Consider the following 11101-nt stretch of genomic DNA (forward strand, 5'->3'; position numbering starts at 1 on the left):
CTACGAACGCAAGGCCGAGCACTTTCTGGCCTTCACGAGCATCGCCTGCACCCTCATCTGCTACCGCAGGCTCACCAAATGAGATGTCCTCTAAGGACCTGGTGGCCTTGCGCTAGATCAGTAAGGTCGTTTGGGATCGACCGCGCCGTACGCGATGAGCTGTTGCGACGGAGCAGGTGCTTAGAAGGCGCTTGAGCTGACCACCGGATGGGCGGGCCTGACCTGGCCGTTCTCGGACACTGAGTTTGGACGTACGGCGGCTTCGACACGCATTCGACAGGTCCCGCAACCGCCCGGGCCAAGACTTCTACCGCCTCGTCAGCTGGTTGCGCCATCGGGACACGTAGAACTGAGCTGCTCCAGAGTGGTCGTGAGCGTACTGTCAGCCCGAACCATGGGGGGAAGCCTGTGCTGTACGCACACGAAGTGATCTTGAACGAACTCGCGCAGGGGCTCAGGCCGACGGCCGAGGGCGTTGAGTGGTTCGAGGGCCTCTCGGAGGATGACAGGCGCAAGGTCTTGCACACACTGGTGCTGTTCTGCGGACAAGCCCGCGCTAGCGCGGACGACGTGCCGGAGAGCATCACACGTTCCGGCATTCGCCCCACCCATACGCCGGCCGTGATGCTCACGAAGTGGCGCTTCGGGATGGCCCAGCTTCCGGGCTATGAACTCACGAAGTCATTTCGCCTACTCGTCGCCCTCTTCAGCATCGCCGATACCCGCAGGCGGACGCTGTACTGCGCCGAGGGGTGCAGTCACGCGTGGCACAACCTGCCGGGTCTGCCGCTGGACGCAGATAGGTCGGCTAGCGGTTGACCGGGATCTCGTAGACGATCTCGCAGTGAGCGGCGGGCACCACGATGTCCGCCGTCTCCACCGGCCGACCCTCGTCGCTGTAGTACGTCCGCCGGATGTGCGTGACGAGTGCGGCCTTCTGGATGCCGAGTAGGGACGCCTCCTCGGCGGTCGCCTGCCTCGGCTCCGGCTGTTCCACGGCATGGCCGACGGTGATGCCGATCGCCGCCATGCGGTTCACGACGCCCGTCCCGGCGTGTGGCCCGCCCTCGGGCAGGACCACGAGAGTGCCGGCCGTGAGGTCGTACGGCTCCCAACTCGTCGACAACTGAACAGGCTTGCCGTCCGCCAGGAACTCGTACGTCGTGCGGACACATAGCTCGCTCTCGACGATGCCCAGCCGCAACGCGATCTCGGCTGGTGCCGGCACCTTGGCGTCGGTCCGGCTCTCCCAGTCTCCTTGCCTGCCGACAGCCTTCATGTCCGCTCGGAAGGGTGACCCGTTGGGCTGTTCGCGCGCCGAGGAACGGACCACCCGCACGCGCTGCCGCGGCTCGGCAACGTACGTGCCTGACCCGGCGCGGCCCTCCAGCACGCCCTGGGAGATCAACAACTCCTGCGCCCGACGGACCACGTTCTCGCCCACGCCGCACTCTTCACCGATCTGGGCGCGCGAGGGCAGACGGTCTCCCGGCTCCCATACGTGCTCCGCGATCCGCCGCCGGAGCTCGTCGGCGATGCGGAGATAGGGCGGCTGCTCAGGCATATGGAAAATCTAGTCCACTAGCTCTAATCTAGTTAACTAGCTTTACTCAAAGTGATCGCCGGTGACGGAGGCTGCCCTGTGCCCGCTTCGGGAGTTAGCGCGGCGGACCTCGCCGCCCGGCTGTCCGCCCTCGGGCTTCTCACGCGAGTGGAGGAACACCCCCGGCACACGTCGGTGGAAGCGGAGGTACCGGACGCGCTCTCCGCCGAGTCATGGCGGGAGGTCCTGGAGGTGGTGGCGGAAGCCGACCGCTTCGGCCTCCTCGCCACCAGCATGAACGGCCGCACCCTCTGGGCGGTCGTACGCAAAGCGGTCCCCGCGACGGGCGATGTCGGGGGACCGGGCCATCAGCGTTAGGAGCTGACCAGCGTGCTCAACCGTATCCGCCGTGCCGTCTCGCTCACCAGAGAGCGGCACTTCCCCAGAGGCAGGCACCGCCGCCCCTTAACGACCTCCGGGCCGTCGGCTGACCCCGTCTCCTCCCTGTCTTCGGACAGGGCGACGGCCGCCCGCCGGTGTGCTTCTGACAACGTGGACCACCGGCAACCGCTCAGGGGTGAGGACGTCGCGCTCGTCCGCCCGTACGTACTGGCCTGGGAGAAGCGCATGCGAACGCGCGAAGTGGTCGTCGCTCCCTATCTGCCGGCCGACGCGTGGTTGGCCCTGGTGGGGGCCCACTGATGCCTCCCCGTCGACAGACCCGCATCCCGGACGCCTCGGTCGACCCCTACCGATCGACCGCATGCCGGCTCGGCACCCACCACGCCTGCGCCGAGTCCTCCCCGGCCTCGGCGCCGGTCGACCTCCCGGTGGTCTATGAGGCGTGCGACTGCCCGTGCCATTCAATGTCCGGCCAGACGACACCCTCGGAGGTGCAGCGGTGAGGGAATGGGCACCCGGCGGCACGCTGGCATCCAACGTCGAGGTGACCGCGGCCACCGTGCAACGCGGCGACATCATCCAACTCGGAGGACGCGCCTGCCGAGTTCAAGACCTCTTCCAGCTTTCCCAAGGCGCGAAGCAAATCCTTTTCGAGTCGGGTGAGTTGCTGACCATACACACGCGAACCCGGCTCGTCGCCGTGCGCATGATGAGGCGGCGGTGATCCGGTCCGTGCCTCCTCGCCACCACGAGATCGCCAACGATCTCCGGCACCAGATCACAACCGGCCGCCTCAAGACCGGCGAACGACTCCCGTCCGAGACCGACTTGGCCAGCCGGCACAAGGTCAGCACAGTGACGCTGCGGAGTGCCCTCGCGGTGCTCCAGAGTGAAGGCCTCGTCGAGAAGATCCACGGCAAGGGCAACTTCGTCCGCCGACCTCTCCGCCGGATCATGTACGTCGGCGGCTGGGGGACGCTGGACCCGTGGACCGCCGCCGAAACGGCCCTTCGCGTCACTGTTCGCACCGGCACGGTTCAGGCTGACGGACACCTGACGACCTTGCTGAGGGTGCCGACGGGCAGCCCTCTCGCGGAGTTCTTCTGCGTCAGCCACGAGGGGGAGTCGCCGCACGGACTGGCCCGTATCTACATCCCGCGCGACCTGGCACCGGCCGGAGTGCTCGACGACGCGTCCCCGTGCCCGGAGGCAGCCAGGAGATTCGCCGTAATCGGCCCTCCGCCAGCTGCAGTCCGGGAAACGGTATGCGCCCGCCCGCCGACCCGGGACGAATCATCGACCCTGCGAACCAACTCCACCGCGCCGGTTCTGGCGATCACGCGCGTGGCGACCGACCCCACCGGCCGAGTGATCGAAGCGGCGCTTCTGGTCTTCCCAGGGGATCGAGCCGACGCGGTTTTCACCACCCACCACACGCCCGACGAGAGGCAGACGGCAGGATGACAGCACGGAACGAACTGCGCCTCCTCCCGTGGTCGGGCCCGGAGGGCAAGCCCTGCTACCTGAGCACGGATGACAAGGGCGGCTACATGTCCCGCCTGGCCGACAACATCGAAGCGGACCAACTCGACGCGGCGGCCGTCCTGTTGGAGAACGCTTCGGCGACCCTCGACGACCAGGACGCGAACCCGGAGGACCTACGACGGTTGACCGGGGAACTGACCGGGACTCTCCGGGACGTGCTCCGCGTCGCCACCAGCCGCGGTCACCTCCTGGGGGTGAGCGAACCGCACCGCTTCTGAAACAGCGGCCGCAGGCTGGTTCCACGGCCCCGCCGAATTCCCCGGGCGGGGCCCCAACCATGCCCGGCGTGGCACCATGCCCCCTCCAGCACACCGTTCATGGGGGACACATGCGCACCCGCGCCACCATCGCACTCACCACCGCCCTGCTCGCCACCCTCGCCGCCTGCTCCTCGTCCAGCGACGACAAAGCCGACACCCCGAACAGCAGCCCAACTATGGCCGCCAAGACGCCGACCACCACCCCGACGCCGCCCGACGCCATCGAACTGGAGCGCGTCGCGGACACGTACGTGAACCTCTACTTCGGAGGGGACGCGAAGGGGGCGTACGCCTTCCTGTCGAAGCGCTGCCGCACCAAGGCAGACCCGGCCACGTACGCGGCCACCGCGCAGCAGGCAACGAAGGACTACGGCCCCGACCATCCGGCGACGGACGTGCACGCGACGGTTTCAGGGGACATGGGCCGCGTCTCGTACAAGGTGAAGGGCCTGCCGAAGTTCGACCAGCAGGGGCAGCCGTGGACGGTTGAGGGCGGCGCCTGGAAGTACGACGCCTGCTGACCCCGCGCCACCCCGGGCCCCGTCCACCAGCGTCGGCGGTGCCCCTATCGTGCCCGGCGGATTGCAGCCCTCAAGATCCTGCCGCGCCCGGCCCACCGACGACAGCCCGCCACGACGGCGGGTGCGCCGACGGACAGGCGGGCCCATATGTCTCGCTGCACCCCCACCGGCCTCAGCCACGCCGCACGGTTCCGTCGACCAAGAGCAGGCCGTGACGGCTGGCACATGCTGACGAGGCCTGAGTCCTTAGCTTGGGAAGCTGCGTTCATTCGCGCCTGGTCTGGGTGCTGACCTGGGTGAACGGCTGGGTTGCGGCCTCGTTTGGGAGCAGTTGCTTTCACCGTGATTCCCCGCTGGATCTGGTGCGCTTGTGGTGCGCCCCCGTTGTCAGTGCGGGTGGCTATGGTGCGTCTGCCATAAAGGGCAACGCTCTGGGAGGGGCCATGGGAGCCAAGACAGGACTGCTGGTGTACGCCGACGGCGACGTACCGGAGCTGCTGCGACGAGTGGGAGCGGCGGACCGTGATCGGACTGCCACCATGATGCGGCGGCTCTACCCGGGCAAGGGGGTCGAGGAGTGCGAGGGCTCAGTTCTCTCGGACGGCGTGTACCCCCCGGAGGGGACGGTGTATGCGGCCTGCTGGCCGGGAGTGGAGGTCATCGGTGATCGGGGGATGATGATCGACCTTCCCTCACAGCTCCCGGAGCACCTCGTGGCGGCAAGCGCCGGGCGACGGCTCGTCCTGCACAACATGCACAGCGCCGCGACTGGCTTGCGTTCGCCGTGTGGGAAGACGGCCAGCTCGTCCGCTCCCTCAGCCTGTCCCCGGACGACGGCGTCATGGAGAACATCGGCGAACCGTTCCCGTTCGAACTGCCCTACTGGGCGGGAGACCGCTCAGCCGACGTCATCCCCTGGCCAGACGAGGACGAAGAGCCCTATCCGCTGCCCTTCCACCCCTTGGAACTGGGAGAAGACGTACTGCGAGCGCTCTGCGGCTTCGTCCAGGAGGGCCGCCCCGAGGAGGACGACGTCAACGCGGACCACATCCGACTCCACGGCTTCCGGGTACGGGATCCACACGGCTCCGATCCCGCGAAGAAGGAAGCCGAACTGCAAGGCGCTAGGGAAGCCATGGGACCGCCCCGCTTCTACACCTTTGGGCCTGACGGCCTGCTGGTCGAGAACGACGGCGTTTAGCTCACGACCTCTTCGTCCCGAAGCAACTGCGGCGAGTGTCTGACCTCCAGCCGATGTACCTCTCACCTGCTGCGACAGTCCACAGACGTCCGCCGCTGTCCGCCGCTGTTCGTCGGCGTTGTCACGCAGTTAGACACTCACTGCTGATGCGTCGTGGGGGTGCTTGCCGGAGGAGCAGCATCTGATCCGTAGCTCTACAGAGATCGGTCGGGGACGGTCATACTGGTTGCTCGAGGGTGTCTGAAGGGGGTTGGTGGTCGGGGGCGATTGCTGGGGTTGCTGTATCTGGTTGCTGTACAGATGCCGCCGCATCGCGGGCGCGGGCGAGGTTGTGGCGGGTGGAGAGGGTGTCGGGGTGGTCCTCGCCCAGGATGCGCTCCCAGCCGGCTCCGGAACCGTCCTGCGCTGGAACGGGCGTCGCACCAAGGCAGCCAGCCCCGCCCAAGCTTGGCGGCCGACCTCACTTCCCGCGCTCCCTGCCGGTGCTGCCGAAACAGGAAGGTCGGACGACCTATGGCTAGGGGCTTTCCCGCCTCCATGCGGATCGCCGACATCGATCCGCTGTGGGCCTACGCCGTCAAACACGAGGTCGCCGAGATCTTCAAGGCCGCCTTGAAGCAGTAACGCGCCCCACAGCAACAACACGGGACACATCGCCAGACGCAACCTAGAAGCACCACCGGCGCCCCGCAATCAAGCGGGACGATGGCGGGCACCTCGGCACTACCCCGGCTCGTAACGACGTCCTCGACGGCATCCGATCCGTGTCGACCGCCCTCGACTCCGGGCTGATGCGTATCCACCGCCCATGCACCGGGCTGCTCGACGAGCTACCGGGCTACGCATGGGACCCCGCAGCATCCGACCGTGACGAGGACCAGCCGATCAAGCGTGACGATCACAGCGCCGACGCGCTGCGCTACGTCGTGCACTCCAATGCGCACGAGTGACGCCACCGGCTCACCACATCCACCGATGCCGGGGAACCGGGATAGTCCGCCCCGTCCGGGCCCTCCACAAGAGCACGGAGCAGTGGACCCAGCCGAACAGGGAGATCAGCCCAAACAGAATACCCAAGGCGCCAACGAGCGCAGCCGAGGGGAACGCGCGCAGATACCCCAGCGCCACGGCCAGACCCTCAATCAACAGCAACCACAAGTTCCAACGTCGCTTCCTGTGAATGACCCTGACGTAGTCTTCAAACCTGCGCTGCTCTGCCGCCTCTTTGGCGGTCCCTTCATCGAGGATGCGCCGCTGACGTTCGCTCCAACGTCGTTGCGTCTCCACTGCCTCCGAGTCCACCGGCGCAGCGGGCGAAGTGAACACAACGTCGCCGTGAATAGCACCGGACTGCACGACGTGGCCCCCGACGCTTCCACTCAACTCGTTGCGTATGGACGGCTGTTCGCTCATGAGGCGGAAGATACGCGCTTGACTCACAAGATCACCATCGAAGCGGCCGATGCCAATGCCCGCGAGCACACTTGGTGACCGCCCCCTTCGCCTTCCCGGAGAGCGGCGTACCGTGGCCGTCGCCGGCGTGGGCCCCGTACTGCCGCCAGGCTCAGGTCTGACCGAAAGGTGTCCCGAAGCTCAGCGAGCCCACGTTGCCAGCCTGAATCACTGGGCCGTGCTGTACGCCCCCACTGATCGTGTTATGGACATCCGCGACCTGTTGATCACCCTTTGGGGGCGCCAAGTCATCAATGATTGACCGCAGTTCGGCAGCCGCGGCCGGATTTGCCAGCAAAGTGCGCCGCAATCGTGTACGCCACTCCGCCTGGACATCCAAGGCGGTCTGTCCGTCGCTGGCCTCCATTGCCGCCGCCAGTTCTCCGCGCGAGGTCTCCAGCTCCCCCTCGATCACGTCTTCCTCACCACCACCGCGACGCGAGAAGAACGACACCATCCGGTCACGAGCTTGCGCCCAGGAGTCCACAGCCATCTGCTGAACCAATGTCGTAGCGCCTGCGGCAGCAAGTGCTACCAACTCCGCTTCCATCGAACCACCTTTGCAGCATCTGAGGCCGCCACCGTACCCCCTGACACTCGACGACCACAGCGTCGACGCCCTGTGCTACGCCGTCCATCCGCTGCACACGATTGGCGCCACCTGCTCGCCCATCAGCTATGCAGGATTGGCCTCTCGTACTTTCCTGGTTTCGTCCCAGAACCTCGGCAACCGTTCGTACAACCCCTCTCGAAAGCGCTCGTGGTTCGACCGTCCAGCCTGCTGGAGATCAAAACCTGCAGCGCGTACCAGCTCGATGAGTGGCTCGCCGGCGTGCCGGACGGGCCGACGCCGCAAACGCAGTGGTACCTCGCTGTGACCGGGTACGAGCACGCGAACGTCGCTGCACTGCTCGGCGGGAACCGGCTGGTTGTGCACCGTGTCGACCCGCGTTCGTGGCACATCCGGCTCGACGACAACCCGAGCCTCTCCGCGGCCTACATCGACGCGCTGCGGGCCGAGTGCGTCGGACTCTGGCGCCGCCGGATGATCGAAGGCATCTGGGTGATCGCCGAGGGCGCGGTCTGCGATATGGTCGACGAGCAGCGGCACGTCGTTGACGAACTGCCGCCGATGCGCCGGTACTGGGTCGCCATCGACTACGGAACCGCGAACCGGTTCTCGGCGATCCTGTACGGCCTCGGCGCCAACGACCGGCTGTACGCGGCCAACGAGTGGCGCCCCAACTCGTGAGCCGCACACCGACAGATGACCGACGCGCAGTCATGGCTCGACGAGCAGCAGGTCGTTCCCGAGTGGACGTTTATTGAGGGTTTTCAGAGTGGCCCCCGGACGGGTGACGGCGGGACCGTAAGCAACGGACAGGGTCCCCGTGCCGTTGAGAGAGGTGTCTAGGTCTCAACTCTCCAGCTCGGGAACCCTGTTGGTCCCGTATCCTGCCGCACTCGACCTGCCGCATGCACTCGTGGAGTGGGTGGCGATGCTGATCGTCACCCGTGAGGGTGACCGGCGCTGCAAACTCCGGCCGTCCGAGCGCCCGGTGATCGCTCTGGCATACCTGCGCCGGCACGACCCTCTGGCTCAGCTCGCCGCAGGTTTCCGTATCTCCGTCGGCACCGCCCACGCGTACGTCACCACCGTCGTCGAGCACCTGGCCGATATGGCGCCGGGCCTGCTGAAGGTCCTGCGCGAGACAGACCCCGACTACGTTCTCGTGGACGGCACGCTCGCCGAGTGCGACCGGGTCGGCGACGGACGCGCAGACTATTCGACGAAGCACAAGCGGCACGGTGTGAACGTGCAGGTCGTCACGGACCCGGCCGGTCGCACGCTGTGGCTCTCACCCGCCCTGCCCGGCCGCACACACGACCTGACCGCCGCCCGCACCCACAAGATCATCAAGATCTGCGAGCGCCAAGGCGTCCCCGTCCTCGCCGATATGGCCTACATCGGCGCGGGCGAGTGGGTCACCACCCCCAAACGCCGATCGCCCCAAGGTGAACTCACCACGACCGAGCGGACGGTCAACCGGGCGCTGTCCGCCGCTCGCGTACCCGTCGAACGAGGAATCGCCCGCCTCAAATCCTGGCGCATCTTCCGCAGAGCCCGATGCAGCCCAAACCGCATGACGTCAATCGCCAAGGCCGTCCTCACCCTGGAGCGGCACCGCTGAAAACCCTCATTGACCCGTCCGCGACGAGCTTTTCCACTCAATTGTGGACAGACAGGCATTCCGTCGTCGCCCTTGCGAACAACGAGGTGCTCAACGGCATCCGCAGCGTGTCGACCGCGCTCGGTTCGGGGCCGTTGCGCGTACATCGATCATGCCGGGGACTCCTCGACGAGCTGCCCGCTTACGCCTGGCCAGAAGAGACCACAGCACGCGGCGAGGACAAGCCGATCAAGTGCCACGACCGCTCCTGCGACGGGCTGCGGTACGTGATCCACTCGACTGCGCACGTGTGGCGCCAAGTGTCAGACGTATTGAAGGACAGCGGTTGATCAGCTGCTCAATCCGGGACTCAGCGGTAGCGTCGAAGAGCCAACCAGTGCTTCGCCAGGAATCCGAAACCGATCACCACGTCGAACCACCCAATCGACGCCCACATCACTCGCGTGCTGTCGCCCCCGGATCCGTGACCACCGACAACCAGGAACAGGCCGAAAAGGATCCATACGACAGACCCGTAGATTCCACGACGCGCCTTCTTGAGGAATCTCTGTCTTTGAAACTGAGACTGGGCGTAGCGTGCTGCACGTTCTGCATCTTCGGCGTCCAGGATTCGTTTCGTGCGTGCCGACCAGCGAGCACGTAACTCTGCCTCCTCTGGGCTCGGCGTAGCAGACAGGATCACATTGCCGTTGATGGATCCAGCCTGGACCACGGGCCCGTTGACATGGCCGCTCACGCCGTTACTTACGTTGTTGGTGACGTCCCGTCCCTCTCCCATGTTCCAGAAGGTACGGGAGGGCGCCACCACTCTCAATCGACTCATGTTGATCCATGCCTGGCTCGCTTGGTACGCGGAGAAGACCCCGGGCGGGTTGTTGTTCGTGGGCGAGCGGGGCAAGCCCGTCGTTCGACCTTCGGCCGGGAGTGGCGCAAGGCCCGTAGCGTGGTCGGACTGCCGACCGATGTCCGGTTCTACGATCTTCGTCACACCGGACACACCCTGACCACCCGATTGGGCGCGACGCTCAAGGACACGGTGGTGGGTGTCGGCCAGTCCACGGATAGGGCCGCGCGCATCTATCAGCACTCGGACTCCGAGCGCCAACGTGAGGTCGCTTCCGGGCTCGACTCCCTGATGCAGGCTGAACGGTGGAAGGCTGCGGCCAAGGCCGATGAACAGGCATCGGGCACGGAGCGGGCACGAGACACCTAGACAGGTCTAGACAACAAACAGGCCCAAGTCGCTGACTTGGGCTTTCATTGTGAAGCAGGTGACGAGAATCGAACTCGCGCTCTGAGCTTGGGAAGCTAGGGGCGTTTGGGAGAGATCGCCGGTCTGACCTCTGGCGATGCCGTCTCGGAGCTTGGTTCTCCGCCGGCCTGTTCCCCGTTGTTCCCCGTGGTTCCCCGTACGATCTGGCACGGGTCTGGCACGGCCGCGTCGTCAAGCAGCGCGGCTAGTTCCTTTAGGTCGTTCGCGACCATGACCTGAGCGAGGCGTCCGGCGATGGCAACGACCTCTGGCCAGGCAGATGTCCGGAGATGCTCTGCGTCGGTGTCGTTGGGCGCCTCGGCCGCCGCGGCGTTAAGCGCGGCACCGAGCTGTCTCATCAGAACGACCTCTTCGTCACTTCGAAGGCTGACGCCGAGGTACCGCTCTGGCTCGTCGGCGTCGCAGAAGTCGTCGAAGAGTGTGTGGAAGACATGGTCCAGGTCTTCGAACGCCGATGGGTCAAGCCACACGTCCCGCTGCCATGGTGGATTGGCCAGAGCCAACACAACAGGTACGACGTGGACTCGGTGGTTCGCTATGAGTCGGGCGTCTTCGCTCACGGGTCGAGCGTAGCGACGGAAGCCGGTGGAAGGGGCTGGCGTTTGCGGAGCACCGCTTTAGAGGACATCTCATTTGGTGAGCCTGCGGTAGCAGATGAGGGTGCAGGCGATGCTCGTGAAGGCCAGAAAGTGCTCGGCCTTGCGTTCGTAGC

At 66.1% G+C, this 11101-nt stretch carries 16 protein-coding genes and 1 pseudogene; 13 read left to right on the forward strand and 4 right to left on the reverse strand.

Annotated features, from left to right (window positions below):
• The first annotated feature begins 426 nt into the window (after window positions 1-426).
• A complete protein-coding gene (locus ACFYWX_RS47535) occupies window positions 427-819 on the forward strand; it encodes a DUF5958 family protein (RefSeq protein WP_389431779.1) in 393 nt (130 codons plus the stop codon).
• Here the strand turns inward: ACFYWX_RS47535 and ACFYWX_RS47540 are convergent.
• Window positions 809-1564, reverse strand: a complete 756-nt coding sequence (locus ACFYWX_RS47540) for a GntR family transcriptional regulator (RefSeq protein WP_389431780.1) — start codon at window positions 1562-1564, stop codon at window positions 809-811. The genes ACFYWX_RS47535 and ACFYWX_RS47540 overlap by 11 nt on opposite strands.
• Window positions 1565-1642: 78 nt before the next feature.
• Between ACFYWX_RS47540 and ACFYWX_RS47545 the strand changes: the two genes are divergently transcribed.
• From ACFYWX_RS47545 to ACFYWX_RS47585, 9 genes and pseudogenes are all read left to right on the forward strand, one after another.
• On the forward strand, window positions 1643-1921 hold the full coding sequence (locus ACFYWX_RS47545) for a hypothetical protein (RefSeq protein ID WP_389431781.1): 279 nt from the start codon (window positions 1643-1645) through the stop codon (window positions 1919-1921).
• 12 nt (window positions 1922-1933) lie between these two features.
• Window positions 1934-2245: a hypothetical protein gene (locus tag ACFYWX_RS47550; RefSeq protein ID WP_389431782.1), complete on the forward strand. Its 312-nt coding sequence runs from the start codon at window positions 1934-1936 to the stop codon at window positions 2243-2245.
• A 199-nt stretch (window positions 2246-2444) separates the two neighbouring features.
• Complete coding sequence (locus tag ACFYWX_RS47555; RefSeq protein WP_389431783.1) at window positions 2445-2669, forward strand: hypothetical protein; 225 nt, start codon at window positions 2445-2447, stop codon at window positions 2667-2669.
• Window positions 2666-3409 carry a GntR family transcriptional regulator gene (locus ACFYWX_RS47560; RefSeq protein ID WP_389431784.1) on the forward strand — a complete coding sequence of 248 codons (744 nt, stop codon included), beginning with the start codon at window positions 2666-2668 and terminating at the stop codon, window positions 3407-3409. Before ACFYWX_RS47555 ends, ACFYWX_RS47560 begins: the two co-directional genes overlap by 4 nt.
• Window positions 3406-3708, forward strand: a complete 303-nt coding sequence (locus ACFYWX_RS47565; protein ID WP_389431785.1) for a hypothetical protein — start codon at window positions 3406-3408, stop codon at window positions 3706-3708. Before ACFYWX_RS47560 ends, ACFYWX_RS47565 begins: the two co-directional genes overlap by 4 nt.
• Before the next feature lie 110 nt (window positions 3709-3818).
• Window positions 3819-4271: a hypothetical protein gene (locus tag ACFYWX_RS47570; protein WP_389431786.1), complete on the forward strand. Its 453-nt coding sequence runs from the start codon at window positions 3819-3821 to the stop codon at window positions 4269-4271.
• 443 nt (window positions 4272-4714) lie between these two features.
• Window positions 4715-5472 (forward strand): annotated as a pseudogene (locus ACFYWX_RS47575) (DUF6928 family protein).
• A 764-nt stretch (window positions 5473-6236) separates the two neighbouring features.
• Window positions 6237-6422 (forward strand): hypothetical protein, encoded by a 186-nt coding sequence (locus tag ACFYWX_RS47580; protein ID WP_069171768.1) that lies wholly within the window; start codon window positions 6237-6239, stop codon window positions 6420-6422.
• An 82-nt stretch (window positions 6423-6504) separates the two neighbouring features.
• Window positions 6505-6963, forward strand: a complete 459-nt coding sequence (locus ACFYWX_RS47585) for a hypothetical protein (protein WP_389431787.1) — start codon at window positions 6505-6507, stop codon at window positions 6961-6963.
• 73 nt (window positions 6964-7036) lie between these two features.
• Here the strand turns inward: ACFYWX_RS47585 and ACFYWX_RS47590 are convergent, their stop codons facing one another.
• Window positions 7037-7474 (reverse strand): hypothetical protein, encoded by a 438-nt coding sequence (locus ACFYWX_RS47590; protein ID WP_389431788.1) that lies wholly within the window; start codon window positions 7472-7474, stop codon window positions 7037-7039.
• A 210-nt stretch (window positions 7475-7684) separates the two neighbouring features.
• On the opposite strand from ACFYWX_RS47590, the gene ACFYWX_RS47595 reads away from it, so the two are divergent.
• Window positions 7685-8176, forward strand: coding sequence for a hypothetical protein (locus ACFYWX_RS47595; RefSeq protein WP_389431789.1), 492 nt, complete (start codon window positions 7685-7687; stop codon window positions 8174-8176).
• Between the two features lie 190 nt (window positions 8177-8366).
• A complete protein-coding gene (locus tag ACFYWX_RS47600; RefSeq protein WP_389431790.1) occupies window positions 8367-9116 on the forward strand; it encodes a transposase family protein in 750 nt (249 codons plus the stop codon).
• A 349-nt stretch (window positions 9117-9465) separates the two neighbouring features.
• Here ACFYWX_RS47600 and ACFYWX_RS47605 read toward each other — a convergent pair whose 3' ends face one another.
• A complete protein-coding gene (locus tag ACFYWX_RS47605; RefSeq protein WP_389431791.1) occupies window positions 9466-9894 on the reverse strand; it encodes a hypothetical protein in 429 nt (142 codons plus the stop codon).
• A gap of 165 nt (window positions 9895-10059) precedes the next feature.
• Here ACFYWX_RS47605 and ACFYWX_RS47610 point away from each other — a divergent pair, with 165 nt between their 5' ends.
• On the forward strand, window positions 10060-10329 hold the full coding sequence (locus ACFYWX_RS47610; RefSeq protein WP_389431792.1) for an integrase: 270 nt from the start codon (window positions 10060-10062) through the stop codon (window positions 10327-10329).
• Between the two features lie 95 nt (window positions 10330-10424).
• Here ACFYWX_RS47610 and ACFYWX_RS47615 read toward each other — a convergent pair whose 3' ends face one another.
• Window positions 10425-10949: a hypothetical protein gene (locus ACFYWX_RS47615; protein ID WP_389431793.1), complete on the reverse strand. Its 525-nt coding sequence runs from the start codon at window positions 10947-10949 to the stop codon at window positions 10425-10427.
• Window positions 10950-11101: the final 152 nt, after the last annotated feature.

Origin of the sequence: Streptomyces sp. NPDC002888 (assembly GCF_042888465.1) — a bacterium.
Taxonomy (GTDB): Bacteria; Actinomycetota; Actinomycetes; order Streptomycetales; family Streptomycetaceae; genus Streptomyces.

Bases quoted from the DNA above. Each gene is read 5' to 3' on its own strand.
- ACFYWX_RS47605 (WP_389431791.1), bottom strand. From the start codon at position 9,894: ATGGGAGAGGGACGGGACGTCACCAACAACGTAAGTAACGGCGTGAGC.
- ACFYWX_RS47590 (WP_389431788.1), bottom strand. From the start codon at position 7,474: ATGGAAGCGGAGTTGGTAGCACTTGCTGCCGCAGGCGCTACGACATTG.
- ACFYWX_RS47565 (WP_389431785.1), top strand. From the start codon at position 3,406: ATGACAGCACGGAACGAACTGCGCCTCCTCCCGTGGTCGGGCCCGGAG.
- ACFYWX_RS47540 (WP_389431780.1), bottom strand. From the start codon at position 1,564: ATGCCTGAGCAGCCGCCCTATCTCCGCATCGCCGACGAGCTCCGGCGG.
- ACFYWX_RS47570 (WP_389431786.1), top strand. From the start codon at position 3,819: ATGCGCACCCGCGCCACCATCGCACTCACCACCGCCCTGCTCGCCACC.